Annotated in this window: 16 protein-coding genes; 12 read left to right on the top strand and 4 right to left on the bottom strand. The window is 64.6% G+C overall.

All coding sequences use genetic code 11. The features are described 5' to 3' along the window. The first annotated feature begins 95 nt into the window (after positions 1 to 95). The 3 genes from A5636_RS26715 to A5636_RS23630 all read left to right on the top strand — a co-directional run bounded on the left by A5636_RS26715 (position 96) and on the right by A5636_RS23630 (position 2,339). On the top strand, positions 96 to 599 hold the full coding sequence (locus A5636_RS26715) for a hypothetical protein (RefSeq protein WP_172827306.1): 504 nt from the start codon (positions 96 to 98) through the stop codon (positions 597 to 599). A 66-nt stretch (positions 600 to 665) separates the two neighbouring features. Next, positions 666 to 2,063 carry a dihydrolipoyl dehydrogenase gene (lpdA, locus tag A5636_RS23635; RefSeq protein WP_065161073.1) on the top strand — a complete coding sequence of 466 codons (1,398 nt, stop codon included), beginning with the start codon at positions 666 to 668 and terminating at the stop codon, positions 2,061 to 2,063. A 3-nt stretch (positions 2,064 to 2,066) separates the two neighbouring features. Beyond that, the gene (locus A5636_RS23630) at positions 2,067 to 2,339 is read left to right on the top strand and encodes a hypothetical protein (RefSeq protein WP_065161072.1); all 273 of its coding nucleotides are present in this window, start codon (positions 2,067 to 2,069) and stop codon (positions 2,337 to 2,339) included. Positions 2,340 to 2,348: 9 nt separating this feature from the next. Here the strand turns inward: A5636_RS23630 and A5636_RS23625 are convergent, their stop codons facing one another. Both A5636_RS23625 and ramB read right to left on the bottom strand, forming a co-directional pair. Beyond that, complete coding sequence (locus A5636_RS23625) at positions 2,349 to 2,915, bottom strand: carboxymuconolactone decarboxylase family protein (RefSeq protein ID WP_065161071.1); 567 nt, start codon at positions 2,913 to 2,915, stop codon at positions 2,349 to 2,351. Beyond that, on the bottom strand, positions 2,912 to 4,330 hold the full coding sequence (gene ramB / locus A5636_RS23620; RefSeq protein ID WP_065161070.1) for an acetate metabolism transcriptional regulator RamB: 1,419 nt from the start codon (positions 4,328 to 4,330) through the stop codon (positions 2,912 to 2,914). Before ramB ends, A5636_RS23625 begins: the two co-directional genes overlap by 4 nt. Before the next feature lie 158 nt (positions 4,331 to 4,488). Between ramB and A5636_RS23615 the strand changes: the two genes are divergently transcribed. From A5636_RS23615 to A5636_RS23605, 3 genes are all read left to right on the top strand, one after another. Next, on the top strand, positions 4,489 to 5,283 hold the full coding sequence (locus tag A5636_RS23615) for an acyl-[acyl-carrier-protein] thioesterase (RefSeq protein ID WP_065161069.1): 795 nt from the start codon (positions 4,489 to 4,491) through the stop codon (positions 5,281 to 5,283). A gap of 290 nt (positions 5,284 to 5,573) precedes the next feature. After that, positions 5,574 to 6,860, top strand: coding sequence for an isocitrate lyase (gene aceA, locus A5636_RS23610; protein ID WP_065161068.1), 1,287 nt, complete (start codon positions 5,574 to 5,576; stop codon positions 6,858 to 6,860). Between the two features lie 99 nt (positions 6,861 to 6,959). Continuing rightward, complete coding sequence (locus tag A5636_RS23605) at positions 6,960 to 7,814, top strand: 3-hydroxybutyryl-CoA dehydrogenase (protein ID WP_081287964.1); 855 nt, start codon at positions 6,960 to 6,962, stop codon at positions 7,812 to 7,814. Between the two features lie 25 nt (positions 7,815 to 7,839). Here the strand turns inward: A5636_RS23605 and A5636_RS23600 are convergent, their stop codons facing one another. After that, positions 7,840 to 8,703, bottom strand: a complete 864-nt coding sequence (locus A5636_RS23600; protein WP_065161066.1) for a cyclopropane mycolic acid synthase family methyltransferase — start codon at positions 8,701 to 8,703, stop codon at positions 7,840 to 7,842. A gap of 275 nt (positions 8,704 to 8,978) precedes the next feature. Further along, on the bottom strand, positions 8,979 to 9,689 hold the full coding sequence (locus A5636_RS23595; RefSeq protein WP_172827305.1) for a TetR/AcrR family transcriptional regulator: 711 nt from the start codon (positions 9,687 to 9,689) through the stop codon (positions 8,979 to 8,981). Positions 9,690 to 9,863: 174 nt separating this feature from the next. On the opposite strand from A5636_RS23595, the gene A5636_RS23590 reads away from it, so the two are divergent. The 6 genes from A5636_RS23590 (at position 9,864) to deoC (ending at position 14,113) form a co-directional block, all read left to right on the top strand. After that, positions 9,864 to 11,231 carry a DUF445 domain-containing protein gene (locus tag A5636_RS23590; RefSeq protein WP_437339860.1) on the top strand — a complete coding sequence of 456 codons (1,368 nt, stop codon included), beginning with the start codon at positions 9,864 to 9,866 and terminating at the stop codon, positions 11,229 to 11,231. Positions 11,232 to 11,319: 88 nt separating this feature from the next. Beyond that, positions 11,320 to 11,751, top strand: coding sequence for a helix-turn-helix domain-containing protein (locus A5636_RS23585; RefSeq protein WP_065161064.1), 432 nt, complete (start codon positions 11,320 to 11,322; stop codon positions 11,749 to 11,751). A gap of 189 nt (positions 11,752 to 11,940) precedes the next feature. Beyond that, entirely contained in the window at positions 11,941 to 12,594 is a 654-nt protein-coding gene (locus tag A5636_RS23580) for a heparin-binding hemagglutinin (RefSeq protein ID WP_065161063.1), read from the top strand. Between the two features lie 128 nt (positions 12,595 to 12,722). Then, the gene (locus tag A5636_RS23575) at positions 12,723 to 13,007 is read left to right on the top strand and encodes a DUF2516 family protein (protein ID WP_437339858.1); all 285 of its coding nucleotides are present in this window, start codon (positions 12,723 to 12,725) and stop codon (positions 13,005 to 13,007) included. A 3-nt stretch (positions 13,008 to 13,010) separates the two neighbouring features. Next, complete coding sequence (locus A5636_RS23570; protein ID WP_065161061.1) at positions 13,011 to 13,439, top strand: DUF2599 domain-containing protein; 429 nt, start codon at positions 13,011 to 13,013, stop codon at positions 13,437 to 13,439. Further along, complete coding sequence (gene deoC, locus A5636_RS23565) at positions 13,439 to 14,113, top strand: deoxyribose-phosphate aldolase (protein WP_065161060.1); 675 nt, start codon at positions 13,439 to 13,441, stop codon at positions 14,111 to 14,113. Before A5636_RS23570 ends, deoC begins: the two co-directional genes overlap by 1 nt. The last annotated feature ends 3 nt before the right edge of the window (positions 14,114 to 14,116 follow it).

Raw genomic sequence — 14,116 nt, 5'->3', positions numbered from 1 at the left:
CGGCCTCGGGTTCCGCGACGGCAGGCTGGGCCGGCGCGGACTCTTTTACCGGCTCGTCCTCCAAGCCGGGCAGCGGCAGCACGGGTTGGGAACCCGTGTCGTCGAAGTCCGGCACGAACGGCACCGAGGGCTCGCCGGTGTCGTACTCCGCGCTCAGGGGCACCTCGCCGCTGCCCGGCTTGGAGGACGAGCCGGTAAAAGAGTCCGCGCCGGCCCAGCCTGCCGTCGCGGAACCCGAGGCCGCCCCCGGCCCGGTCGCCGTGCCAGGCCGTTATCTCTACCTGAAGTGGTGGAAGTTGGTGTTGGTGCTGTTGGGCGTGTGGTTCTTCGCCGCGGTGTTCGGGCTGAGCTTGTATTACTGGTGGTACCACACCCTCGACAAGACCCCGCCGGTCTTCGCGGTGTTCGTCTACATCACGGCGTGCACGGTGGCCGGGCTGATTCTGGCGATGGTGGAAGGCAAGCCGCTGATCGCAGCGTTGGCAATCGCGGTGATGTCGGCGCCATTCGCCTCGGTGGGCGCCGCGGCCCCGCTGCACGGCTCCTATTACTGCGAGCGTGTGGAGACGCCCTGCTTGATGGGTGTCATCCCCTACTGAGTGTGACGGGTGGTGACCCGCTGCGCCCCGCTTCGCGGCGCTGGCGATCACCACTAGGGTGAACTGGTGACTCACTATGACGTCGTCGTTCTCGGAGCCGGTCCCGGCGGATATGTCGCAGCCATTCGCGCGGCACAGCTCGGGTTGAACACCGCAGTCGTCGAGCCGAAATATTGGGGGGGCGTCTGCCTCAACGTCGGCTGCATCCCGTCGAAGGCGTTGCTGCGCAACGCCGAACTGGCGCATATCTTCACCAAGGAAGCCAAGGTCTTTGGCATCAGCGGAGAGGCCACCTTCGACTTCGGGGTGGCCTACGACCGCAGCCGCAAGGTGGCCGAGGGCAGGGTGGCCGGCGTGCATTTCCTGATGAAGAAGAACAAGATCACCGAGATTCACGGGTACGGCCGGTTCACCGATTCCCACACGTTGTCGGTGGAGTTGAACGACGACGGCGGCACGGAAGAGGTCACGTTCGACCACGCGATCATCGCCACCGGCAGCAGCACCCGACTCGTTCCGGGCACGTCGCTCTCGGAGAACGTGGTGACCTACGAGAAGCTGATCCTCACCCGTGAGCTGCCGAAGTCGATCATCATCGCCGGAGCCGGCGCTATCGGCATGGAATTCGGCTATGTGCTGAAGAATTACGGCGTCGACGTCACCATCGTCGAATTCCTGCCCCGCGCACTGCCCAACGAGGATCCCGATGCCTCCAAGGAGATCGAGAAGCAGTTCAAGAAACTCGGTGTCAAAATCCTCACCAACACCAAGGTCGAGTCCATCAAAGACGACGGTTCCGAGGTCACCGTAACGGTCAGCAAGGATGGCAAATCCGAGGAGCTGAAGGCCGAGAAGGTGTTGCAGGCCATCGGGTTTGCGCCCAACGTCGAGGGCTACGGCCTGGACAAGGCGGGGGTGGAGCTGACCGATCGCAAGGCCATCGGCATCACCGACTACATGCAGACCAGTGCCTCGCACATCTATGCCATCGGCGACGTCACCGCGAAGCTGCAGCTCGCCCACGTAGCCGAGGCCCAGGGCGTGGTGGCCGCCGAAACCATTGCCGGCGCAGAGACTTTGGCGCTGGGTGACTACCGCATGATGCCGCGGGCCACATTCTGTCAGCCCAACGTCGCCAGCTTCGGCCTCACCGAGCAGCAGGCCCGCGACGAGGGTTACGACGTTGTGGTGGCCAAGTTCCCGTTCACCGCCAACGCCAAGGCGCACGGCGTCGGGGACCCCAGCGGCTTCGTCAAGCTCATCGCAGACGCCAAGTACGGTGAACTGATCGGCGGCCACCTTGTCGGCCACGACGTGTCCGAGCTGTTGCCGGAGCTCACGCTCGCCCAGAAATGGGACCTCACGGCCACCGAACTCGCCCGCAACGTGCACACGCACCCGACCATGTCCGAGGCGCTGCAAGAGTGCTTCCACGGCCTGGTCGGTCACATGATCAACTTCTAGAACATGCGAACCGAAACCGTTATCGGCGCACTCGGCGGGCTGATCGTCGGCTACGTCATATGGCTGGCGGCCATCAGCATCGGTGACGACCTCACCACGGTGAGCATGTGGAGTTTGGCGGTGCTGGTGCTGTCGGTCGCGCTGGCGGTCGGCGCGGTGGTGGGTGGTCTGCTCATGCGCTGGCGCCGCAAGTACGGGTGGTCGGCGTTCGCTTTCGGCCTGCCGATCGCGCCGGTGGCACTGACGCTGGCCGTGCTGGCCAACCTGTATCTCTGAGCCGTCCTGCTACTGCGGGTTGTCCAGCGGTATCGCGAGGGCCGAAATGGTAGCCGCTAGACCGTCGTATTGGGTTGCGAGCAAACAGAATTCGATTAACCGCGCCCGGTTGAGGTGGGCGGCCAACTCGCGCCAGGAGGCATCGCTGATGGTCCGGTCCTGGATCAACTCGTCGGTGGCCTGCAGCAGCGCCTTCTGCCGCGCGCTGAGCACTCGGCGAGGGCCCTCGCCGTCGGGTGTGTCCGGCCAGGCAAAGATCGCGGCCTGAGTCTGCGCATCCAGCCCAACCTTCATCGCCATCCCGCGGTGATGCTGAAGTTCGTACTCGCAGGACCGCAGGTGCGCGACCCGCAGGATCACCAATTCGCTGTCGATGGCCGGCAAACGGCCCCGCATCAGGCGTCCGGAATAGACGGCCCACGTCCAGAACAACGACTGCCGCGAACCCAGCGTGGTGAACAGGTGCATCTCGGGTGCCCGCACCTTGCGCGCGGCCAGCTTGGCCACCGCCCAGTTGATCGGGCCCAATTGACGGAACCGGCCGGGCGGGATGCGCGTGACCTGGTTGCCGCTCATGCCTGCCGCACCAGGTAGGGGGACACCGTGCTGCGGTGTTCGTCGAGATCGAGCGCACGGCCGAGCGCGGGGAACGCGCGTTGCGGACAGTTGTCGCGTTCACAGACCCGGCAGCCCGCGCCAATCGGTGTCGCTATGTCACCCGACAAGTCGAGTCCTTCCGAATAGACGAGTCGGTGCGCGTGGCGAAGTTCGCAGCCGAGCCCGATCGCGAAGGTTTTTCCGGGCTGACCATACCGGGCTGCGCGCCGTTCGACCGTGCGGGCCACCCACATGTAATTGCGGCCGTCTGGCATCTGCGCGATCTGCACCAAAATTTTGCCGGGATTGGCGAAGGTCTCGTAAACATTCCACAGTGGGCAGGTGCCGCCGGTAGAGGAGAAGTGAAAACCGGTGGCGGACTGTCGTTTTGACATGTTTCCAGCCCGGTCGACCCGGACGAAGGAGAGCGGCACACCCCGCATGGAGGGGCGCTGCAGCGTGGAGAGTCGGTGCGCGATGGTTTCGTAGCTCACCGCGTAGAAGGCCGAGAGGCGCTCGACGTCGTAGCGGAAGTTCTCCGCGACGTCGTGGAACTGGCGGTAGGGCAGCACGCTGGCCGCGGCAAAGTAATTGGCGAGCCCCAGCCGTGCCAGCGTGCGGGATTCGTCGCTGGTGAACTTGCCCTCTTCGACCAAGCCATCGATCAGGTCGCCGAATTCCAGGTAAGCCAACTCGGCGGCCATCTTGAACACCTGCTGCCCCCAAGCCAGGTGGTTGCTGATCTCCAGCGTCTTGGTGGCGGGGTGGTAGCGGTGCAGCACCTTGTCGCCGAGGTCGATGCGCCTGGTGATGTGCACGCCGTGCACCTCGGTGAGTCGGCGGACCAACTCTTGGGCCAGGTCGGTCTGATGCAGCCGCATCTTGGCCGTCAGCTCTTCTGCCGCGGTGTCGAGCTGATGCAGATAGTTCTGGCGTTCGTAGAAGTAGTCGCGCACCTCTTCGTGGGGCATGGTGATCGACCCGCTGCCGCTGCTGCCGTCGAAGTAACGCTCCTCGGTGGCAGCGGCCAGTTGCGCGCTGGTGATCCGGTAGCGCCGGTGCAGGTTCACTACCGCTCGCGCCAGCGCCGGGTGGGTGTTGACCATCTCGGCAATATCGGTCGGGTCGACGTCGATGTCCAGATCACGGTCCATCGTCACTTCGCGCAGTTCGGCGACCAGCCGGGTGTCGTCCTGGGAGGCGAAGAACGTCGCGTCGACGCCGAACACCTCGGTGATCCGCAGCAGCACGGCCACCGTCAAGGGTCGGACGTCGTGCTCGATCTGGTTGAGGTAACTCGGCGAGATTTCCAGCATCTGGGCCAGCGCCGCCTGGCTGAACCCGCGCTCGCTGCGCAGCTGGCGGACGCGTGCGCCGACGAACGTCTTGGACACTCTTCGCAGCTTACGCGCGTTGCTAAGGCAGGCTTCGCAGACTTGGCATGATGGTGAGGTTGGTTGCCGTTTGGTTTTTGCGGACCGTCGTTGGCATGATTCGCATCGAACTCTCGGGGTAAACCGAGGATTCGCACGGAGAAACGGGGAGCAACGCCGTGAGCCTGGATAAAAAGTTAATGCCGGTGCCCGACGGTCATCCCGACGTGTTCGACCGTGAATGGCCGCTGCGCGTCGGCGACATCGACCGGACCGGCCGGTTGCGCTTGGACGCGGCTTGCCGGCACATCCAGGACATCGGCCAGGACCAGCTGCGCGAGATGGGTTTCGAGGAGACTCATCCGCTGTGGATCGTCCGGCGCACGATGGTTGACTTCATCCGCCCCATCGAGTTTCAGGACATGCTGCGGTGTCGCCGGTGGTGCTCGGGCACTTCCAATCGTTGGTGCGAGATGCGGGTACGGGTGGACGGGCGCAAAGGCGGCCTGATCGAGTCCGAAGCGTTCTGGATCAACATCAACCGTGAAACCCAAATGCCCTCCCGCATCGCTGATGACTTCCTCGCGGGTCTGCACAAGACCACCTCCGTGGACCGGCTCCGCTGGAAGGGTTACCTGAAGCCCGGCAACCGCGATGACGCCGCGGAGATCCATGAGTTTCCCGTCCGGGTGACCGACATCGACCTGTTCGACCACATGAACAACTCGGTGTATTGGAGTGTGGTCGAGGACTATCTGGCGTCTCACGCCGAACTGCTCGATGCGCCACTGCGGGTGACCATCGAGCACGAGGCGCCGGTGGCCCTGGGCGACAAATTGGAGATCATCTCCCATGTCCATCCGGCCGGCTCGACGGAGAAGTTCGGTCCGGGCTTGGTTGACCGGACTGTTACAACGCTCACATATGCCGTCGGCGACGAGACCAAAGCTGTCGCCGCGCTGTTTTCGCTCTAACCGTACGAGCGTCCCGTTAAATTGCGGTTGACCTGCGGATTGTTGTTACCGGTGGGTAGATTCTGAAACGGTTAAGAAATTCGCGCCCTTCGCAAGATTCGCAAAATGACCGGAAGTCATAGCTAAATTCGCAAGTTAAATGGCTAGACCAGCGGGAATGGACTGTGCCAAGGTCGTGTTAGCACAGCAGTGAAGTTGAGACTGGAGTTGAGCCCCAAGCTTCCGTCGGGCTGGCGATGAGGTCGCTCATCGCAGCCAATTCAGTCCAGGAATTATCTGAAGGAGCAGTCATGTCCGAAGTCGGCACCCCGAAGAGCGCTGAGCAGATCCAGCACGACTGGGACCACAACCCCCGTTGGAAGGGCGTCAGCCGCACGTACACGCCGCAGGATGTCGTCGCGCTGCAGGGTCACGTCGTCGAAGAGCACACCCTGGCCCGTCGCGGCGCCGAGGTGCTCTGGGAGCAGCTGCACGAGATGGACTTCGTCAACGCGCTGGGGGCGCTGACCGGCAACATGGCCGTCCAGCAGGTCCGCGCCGGCCTCAAGGCGATCTACCTGTCCGGTTGGCAGGTCGCCGGCGACGCGAACCTGTCCGGCCACACCTACCCCGACCAGAGCCTGTACCCCGCGAACTCGGTTCCGCAGGTCGTGCGTCGTATCAACAACGCGCTGCTGCGCGCCGACGAGATCGCCAAGGTCGAGGGCGACCGCTCGGTGGACAACTGGCTGGCTCCGATCGTCGCTGACGGTGAGGCCGGCTTCGGTGGTGCGCTGAACGTCTACGAGCTGCAGAAGGCGATGATCGCCGCCGGTGTCGCCGGGTCGCACTGGGAAGACCAGCTGGCCTCGGAGAAGAAGTGCGGCCACCTCGGTGGCAAGGTGCTCATCCCGACCCAGCAGCACATTCGCACCCTGACCTCGGCGCGCCTTGCGGCCGACGTCGCCGGCGTGCCGACCGTCGTCATCGCACGTACCGACGCCGAGGCCGCCACGCTGATCACCTCCGACGTCGACGAGCGGGACCGCCCGTTCATCACCGGCGAGCGCACCAACGAGGGTTTCTACCGCATCAAGAACGGCCTCGAGCCCTGCATCGCCCGGGCCAAGGCCTACGCGCCGTACGCCGACCTGATCTGGATGGAGACCGGTACGCCGGACCTGGAGCTGGCCAAGAAGTTCGCCGAGGGCGTCAAGAGCGAGTTCCCGGACCAGCTGCTGGCCTACAACTGCTCGCCGTCGTTCAACTGGAAGAAGCACCTCGACGACGACACCATTGCCAAGTTCCAGAAGGAACTCGGTGCGATGGGCTTCAAGTTCCAGTTCATCACGCTGGCCGGCTTCCACGCCCTGAACTACTCGATGTTCGATCTGGCCCACGGCTACGCCCGCAAGCAGATGAGCGCTTACGTCGAGCTGCAGGAGCGCGAGTTCGCCGCCGAGGAGCGTGGTTACACCGCCACCAAGCACCAGCGCGAGGTGGGTGCGGGTTACTTCGACCGCATCGCAACCACGGTGGACCCGACCTCGTCGACCACGGCTCTGGCCGGATCGACCGAAGAGGGTCAGTTTCACTGAGCTAGGTTGAGCTAGTCTGCCGAGCAGACGCAGAATCGCACTTTTGCCGCCCAATTGATGCGATTCTGCGTCTGCTCGCGTGTATGAGAGGAGCCTTGGGTGGCGATTGAGCGGGTGGGTGTAGTCGGGGCTGGTCAGATGGGCTCCGGCATCGCCGAGGTAGCCGTTCGAGCGGGTGTCAGCGTGACGGTGTTCGAGACCACCGAGGCGTTGGTGACCGCGGGACGCAACCGCATCGTCAAATCGCTCGAACGCGGTGTCAGCTCAGGCAAGGTCACCGAACGCGAGCGCGACAGCGCGCTGGGCCTGCTGACATTCACCACCGACCTCAATGACCTCGCCGACCGGCAACTGGTCATCGAAGCCGTCATCGAGGATGAGGCCGTCAAGGCGCGGTTGTTCGCCGAACTGGACCGGGTCATCACCGATCCCGATGCGGTGCTCGCCTCGAACACCTCCAGCATCCCGATCATGAAGATCGCCGCCGCCACCCAGAACCCGAACCGGGTGCTGGGCCTGCACTTCTTCAACCCGGTTCCGGTGCTCCCCCTGGTGGAGTTGGTGAGCACCCTGGTCACCGACGAAGGTGCGGCCGCTCGCGTCGAGCAGTTTGCGGGCGAGGTGCTCGGTAAGCAGGTGGTGCGTTGCTCCGACCGATCGGGCTTCGTGGTCAACGCGCTACTGGTGCCCTACTTGCTCTCGGCGATCCGGATGGTCGAAGCGGGCTTCGCCACCGTCGAAGACGTGGACAAGGCCGTCGTCGCGGGCCTGTCGCACCCGATGGGGCCGCTGAAGCTGTCCGACCTCGTCGGACTGGACACCCTCAAGCTGATCGCCGACAAGCTCTACGAAGAGTTCAAGGAACCCCATTACGGCCCGCCGCCGTTGCTGCTGCGCATGGTCGAAGCCGGTTTGCTGGGCAAGAAATCCGGCCAGGGTTTCTACACCTACTGAGGGTTTCCAGACGTACTGAGGCGCGTTACTTCGCCAGGGTGAATTGGCAGATGTCGGTGTATCCCTGGCGGAACAGCTTCGCGCAGCCGGTCAGGTACTTCATGTAGCGGTTGTAGACCTTCTCCGACTGGACGGCGATCGCCAAGTCCCTCTTGGACTCGAGCGCTTCGGCCCAAATTTCCAGGGTCCGGGCGTAGTGCAGCTGCAGCCGATGGATCCGCTGCATGGTGAAGCCCGCCGCTGCGGACTTCTCCTCAACCACCGGAACCGTAGGCAAATCACCACCCGGGAAGATCTCGGCCAGAATGAACTGGCTGAAGTGCACGATTTCGTGGGTCAGCGGCAGCCCCTGAGCCCGGGCTTCGCGCATCGTGGGCCGCACGATGGTGTGCAACAGCATCACCCCGTCGCTGGGCAGCACCTCATTGGCCATTTTGAAGAAACGGGGGTAGCGCTGGCGACCGAAGTGCTCGAACGCGCCGATGGAGACGATGCGGTCGACGGGTTCGTGGAATTTCTCCCAGCCCTCCAGCAACACCCGCCGGGTCCGAGGTGTGTCCAGCTCGTCGAACTTCTTCTGGACGTGGGCGGCCTGGTTTTCGGACAAGGTCAGCCCGACGACGTTGACGTCGTATTTCTCGATGGCGCGACGCATCGTCGCACCCCAGCCGCAGCCGATGTCGAGCAACGTCATGCCCGGCTCGAGACCCAACTTGCCCAGCGCCAAGTCGATCTTGGCGATCTGGGCCTCTTCCAGCGTCATGTCCTCGCGCTCGAAGTAGGCACAGCTGTAGGTCTTGGTGGGGTCCAGGAACAACCGGAAGAATTCGTCAGACAGGTCGTAATGTGCCTGCACGTTGCCGAAATGCGGCGTGAGCTGCACGGCCATAACGGTGTCAGCCTTTCTGTTTACCAGGCGCGCGCGAAACAAGGCCGCACTGGTCGTCGTCGACACCCCCTGGATGCATTCCTTGCATGCTAACCGCTGAAAGTGGGCGCGTCCCCCCTCGTTGTCGACGTATCGTCGGCGGCCGACGCCCAGTAAGGCGGCGTCGAAGCCGGTCGACGCGTTAACACCGGGGAAACCGGACCGTCACCGCATCCCGCACCCGATGGTAAATATCACAGGACCCGGCGCCGATTCAGGCCCGATTCAGTCCCGGTTCAGCCGTTGCGCTGCTGCTCCCAGGCCGGCACGATCGGCGACGGATGCGGCTGCACCCGGAACTTCTCCAGCGACCCGCCCGCTTCGACGATCCCGCACAAGGCGCTCCAGCTCAGCATCGTCAGGTAGTCGATCAGCTCATCGCTGCTCATCCGTGGGTTGGACATCCAGGAGTGGGTGGCCAACTGAACTCCGCCGACGATGAGGTAGGCCCACGGCTCGACTCCGCCGGTGTCCATCCCCGCCTCTTGCATGCGGCGGCGCAGCATCACCGCGATCATGCGGGCGATGATTCGCTCCGAGTCGGCGATCACCTTGCTCTTGCTGCCCGAACTGTTGGCCATCACGAAGCCGTATGGCTCCGGCTCTGCAGCCATGGTGTCGACGTAAACCCGGATGACTTCCCGGGTCAGGTCATAGCCGTCCAGGTTGGACGACAGCGCCGCGGCCATGTTGGGGATCAGCGTGGTCTGCGCGAACCGCATCATCACGGCCGTGGTCAGGTCGTTCTTGTCCACGAAGTAGCGGTAGAGCACGGTCTTGGACACGCCGATCTCCGCCGCGATCTCGTCCATGCTCAAAAAGCGGCTCTTCCGGCGGATCGCCTCGATTGTGCCGTCCACCAACTCGTTGCGCCGGTCCACCTTGTGTTGGTGCCAACGCCGCTTGCGACCATCGGTCTTAGCGGTTTGAGCCGGGATATCCGGGATATGTTGTGCCACCGTCGACGTTTCCCATTCACTACATAGACGGGTCGATACTACGGGCTTGCAAAGGCTTGTGAAGGCTAGCGAAGGCTTGCTGCGCTAGATCGCCCGAGAGTGCGTGAGCGCGTTGAGCAGTGTGGGTAACACTAACCAGTGGTTTCGATGACGGATGATGGTGTGGTGGCACACAGAGCCGATACCCCGGGCGCGGCGCGTGGAACAGACGCCGGCGCGGGACCGTCGGGGGCGCGGCAGAACCGGCCCTCGTTGGCGGAATCGTTCGCCGGGGCAGACGCGGACGCCGACGCCGCGCGCCGCACCGCCCTGCGCCGGATGAAAGTGGTGGCCCTGAGCTTCCTGGTCGGCGCGACCGTGGTGTTTCTTGCCTGCCGCTGGGCGAATGCGCACGGTGCAGCGCCGCTGTGGGTCGGATACGTCGGTGCCGCCGCGGAAGCGGGCATGGTGGGGGCCCTGGCGGACTGGTTCGCGGTCACCGCGCTGTTCAAACACCCCCTGGGCATCCCGATCCCGCACACCGCGATCATTAAGCGCAAGAAAGACCAGCTCGGCGAGGGTCTGGGCACGTTTGTGCGAGAGAACTTCCTGTCGGCGGAAGTGGTCGAGGCCAAGTTGCGCGATGCCGAAGTGCCGAGCCGCCTGGGCAAGTGGCTGGCGGAACCAGTGCACGCCCAACGGGTGGCGGCCGAGACCTCGACCGTGCTGCGCGTGCTCGTGGAGCTGCTGCGCGACGAGGACGTCCAGCAGGTGATCGACAAGATGATCGTGCGTCGCATCGCAGAGCCGCAGTGGGGGCCGCCGGTAGGCCGGGTGTTGCAGACTCTGCTTGCCGAGAACCGCCAGGAAGCGCTGATTCAGTTGCTGGCCGATCGGGCGTTCCAATGGTCCTTGAACGCGGGCGTGGTGATTCAGCGTGTGGTCGAACGGGATTCGCCGACCTGGTCACCCCGGTTTGTGGACCATCTTGTCGGGGACCGCATCCACCGCGAGTTGATGGACTTCACCGACAAGGTGCGTCGCAACCCCGACCACGAATTGCGCCGGTCGGCGACTCGCTTCCTCTTCGAGTTCGCCGACGACCTGCAGAACGACCCGGATACCATCGCCCGCGCCGACGCCATCAAGGAGCAGTTGATGGCACGCGAAGAAGTGGCCAACGCCGCCGCGACGGCATGGAGGACACTCAAGCGCCTCGTCCTGGAAGGTGTGGACGACCCGTCCAGCGCGCTGCGCAGCCGGGTGGCCGACGCGGTGATTCAAATTGGCGAGTCGTTGCGCGACGACGCCGAGTTGCGCGACAAGGTCGACAACTGGATGGTGCGTGCCGCCCAGCACCTGGTTTCGCAATATGGCATCGAGATCACCGCGATCATTACCGAGACCATCGAGCGGTGGGACGCCGAGGAGGCCAGCCGCCGCATCGAGCTCCATGTGGGCCGTGACCTGCAGTTTATCCGGATCAACGGGACCGTCGTCGGGGCGTTGGCCGGCCTGGCGATCTACACGATCGCCCAGTTGCTGTTCTGAGACGGCGCTAACATGCGCTTGCAATAGCAAGCACTCCTCCGTAGCCTGGTGGCCGTAAGCAAACAACGGACACCAAAGGAAAGCATCAATGTCGCCGGAGGAGAAGCTGGGCACCAAGGTGTCCACAGTGACTTCTAAGGCCTCTGACATCGGCAGCTTCATCCGGGCACAGCGTGAGACGGCGCAGGTATCGATGCGACAGCTGGCAGAAAGGTCCGGCGTCAGCAACCCCTACCTCAGCCAGGTGGAGCGTGGACTGCGCAAGCCTTCCGCAGACGTGCTGCGCCAGATTGCGAAAGCGTTGCGGGTCTCGGCCGAGGTTCTCTACGTACAGGCCGGGATCCTCGAGCCACGTGACTCCAGCCAAGTGCGGGACGCCATCGCCAGCGACGCGGCCATCACCGAGCCCCAGAAGCAGGTTCTGCTGGATACCTACGCGTCATTCCTTCAGCAGAACGAGGCAGAGCGCCCCGAGTGGGAGGGCGATGTCGATCCGACCGCTGAGCGCGCCGAAGGTTAGGCGGCTCGTCCCACCACCCCCCGTTCCATACAGACCATCCACCGACCCGGCTAATCAGGAGGTTTTCTGCAAGTCGCGAGCCAATGTCAATCAGCGGGTCTTGACTTCTCCTCTAGGAGCCGCCACTTGCGCCAACTTCCAAAGCCTTAGCAACTAATGCCGATATCGAAAACAGAGAAAGGAAACATCATGGCTGAGAACACGAACATCGAGGACCTCAAGGCTCCGCTGCTTGCTGCGCTTGGTGCAGCTGACCTGGCTCTGGCCACCGTCAACGACCTGATCGCCACCCTGCGCGACCGTGCCGAGGAGACTCGCACCAACATTCGTGACCGCGCCGAAGAGACCCGTACCGACACCCGCAGCCGGGTCGAGGAGAGCCGCGCTCGCCTGACCAAGTTGCAGGAGGACCTGCCCGAGCAGTTCACCGAGCTGCGCGAGCGTTTCACCGCTGACGAGCTGCGCAAGGCCGCCGAGGGCTACGTTGAGGCCGCCACCAGCCGTTACAGCGAGCTTGTCGAGCGCGGCGAGGCCGCCTTGGCGCGGCTGCGCAGCCAGTCCGCATTCGAGGACGCGTCCGCGCGCGCCGAGGGTTACGTCGACCAGGCCGTCGAGCTGACCCAGGAGGCGCTGGGCACCGTCGCGACGCAGACTCGCGCCGTGGGTGAGCGTGCCGCCAAGCTGGTCGGTATCGAGCTGCCGAAGAAGGCCGAGGCTGCTCCTGCTCCGGCTAAGAAGGCTGCGCCGGCTCCGGCTGCCAAGAAGGCCCCCGCCAAGAAGGCCGTCCCGGCCAAGAAGGCCCCGGCCAAGAAGGCTGCCGCGAAGAAGGTCACCCAGAAGTAATCTCAACCACTCGACTCCGAGTCGCCCCTGCTGGCGGCTCGGACCAGAAATAACCACTCGACTCCGAGTCGCCCCTGCTGGCGGCTCGGAGTCGACGTTTTTGGTGCGGCCCGCATAGTCTTATGAGCGTGCGCGCCGTGAGTATCGTCCTTTACGTTCTGCAAATCGCCGTGCTCGTGACGGCGGTCTACGCGTTTGTGCACGCGGCCATGCAGCGCTCGGATGCCTACACCGCCGCCGAAAAGCTGACCAAGCCGGTGTGGCTGGTGATGTTGGGCGGCGCGGTGGCACTCACCTCCATCCTTGGCTTCCTGTTCGGCGTGCTGGGCGTGGCGATGGCCGCGGTGGCGACGGGCGTGTATCTGGTCGACGTGCGCCCGAAACTCCTCGAGGTGCAGGGCAAGTCGCGCTAGCGGATGAGGATCCTGCTGTTGGCGCCGATCGTGGTGCTGGTTTCGGCGCTGGGCGCAGTACCGGCATCCGCCGACCCCGGCGCGGCCGGTTCCACCGAGGCGGCCTACGCGCCGCCCTTCGTTGCCCACACCGAGTGGGTGCCGTGGGGGAGGGCGTCCAGTCTGCGCGTGTATCCGACGCCCTCGGGCCGCGTCGCGTCCAGGACCGGCAACGGTCAAGAGATGAATGAAGCTTGGACCGAAGTGCTTTCGCTCTCACCCGACGCGGACAGCCCCGGGATGCGGGCGCAATTCGCTTGCCACTGGCAGTTCGCCGAGACCGTGCAGCCTGGCAAGACCAGCTGGAACCTCGAGCCGTGGCGGCCCGTAGTCGACGATTCGGAGATGGTGGCGTCCGGGTGCAACCCCGGTGGCGCGGAGGAACCGTTCTGATGCCCGTCGATCCGACTCGGCAACGAGTGGCTGCGCTGGTCGACCACACCCTGCTCAAGCCGGAGGCTACCCCCGCCGACGTGGCCGCGTTGCTGGCCGAGGGGACCGACCTCGACGTCTACGCGGTGTGCGTGTCGCCGTCGATGGTGCCGTTCGCGGTCGGCGCAGGAAGTGTGCGGGTCGCCGCGGTGGCGGGTTTTCCTTCGGGCAAGCATGAGCCGGCCATCAAGGCACAGGAGGCCGCTGCGGCGATGGCGGCTGGGGCGAGCGAAATTGACATGGTCATCGACGTCGGCGCGGCGTTGACCCGCGATTTCAGTGCCGTGCGGTCCGACATCGCGGCCGTCCGGGCCGCGACGGGCGGCGCCGTGCTGAAGGTGATCGTGGAGTCAGCGGTGCTGCTGAGCCGGGGCGACGAGCAATTGCTGGGCGATATCTGCCGAGTCGCGGCGGACGCCGGTGCCGACTTCGTCAAGACGTCCACCGGCTTCCATCCCGCCGGCGGCGCAACGGTACGTGCCGTCGAGGTGATGGCTGCGGCCGTCGGCGCGCAGCTTGGCGTCAAAGCCAGCGGCGGCATCCGCACCGCTTCTGACGCGCTGGCGATGCTGGATGCCGGCGCCACCCGCTTGGGTCTATCCGGCACCCGCGCCGTGTTGGACGGGCTCAGCTGAGGC

The sequence above is a fragment of the Mycobacterium asiaticum genome (genome assembly GCF_001673315.1).
Classification (GTDB): domain Bacteria; phylum Actinomycetota; class Actinomycetes; order Mycobacteriales; family Mycobacteriaceae; genus Mycobacterium; species Mycobacterium asiaticum_B.
Note: the sequence above shows the minus strand (reverse complement) of the source record. Positions and strands in the feature narration are given on the sequence as shown.

Coding starts and splice junctions, on each gene's coding strand:
- A5636_RS23625 (WP_065161071.1), bottom strand. CDS start 2,915: ATGAGCGGCAACCAGGTCACGCGCATCCCGCCCGGCCGGTTCCGTCAA.
- A5636_RS23580 (WP_065161063.1), top strand. CDS start 11,941: ATGGCTGAGAACACGAACATCGAGGACCTCAAGGCTCCGCTGCTTGCT.
- A5636_RS23570 (WP_065161061.1), top strand. CDS start 13,011: ATGAGGATCCTGCTGTTGGCGCCGATCGTGGTGCTGGTTTCGGCGCTG.
- deoC (WP_065161060.1), top strand. CDS start 13,439: ATGCCCGTCGATCCGACTCGGCAACGAGTGGCTGCGCTGGTCGACCAC.
- A5636_RS23630 (WP_065161072.1), top strand. CDS start 2,067: ATGCGAACCGAAACCGTTATCGGCGCACTCGGCGGGCTGATCGTCGGC.
- aceA (WP_065161068.1), top strand. CDS start 5,574: ATGTCCGAAGTCGGCACCCCGAAGAGCGCTGAGCAGATCCAGCACGAC.
- A5636_RS23585 (WP_065161064.1), top strand. CDS start 11,320: ATGTCGCCGGAGGAGAAGCTGGGCACCAAGGTGTCCACAGTGACTTCT.
- A5636_RS23600 (WP_065161066.1), bottom strand. CDS start 8,703: ATGGCCGTGCAGCTCACGCCGCATTTCGGCAACGTGCAGGCACATTAC.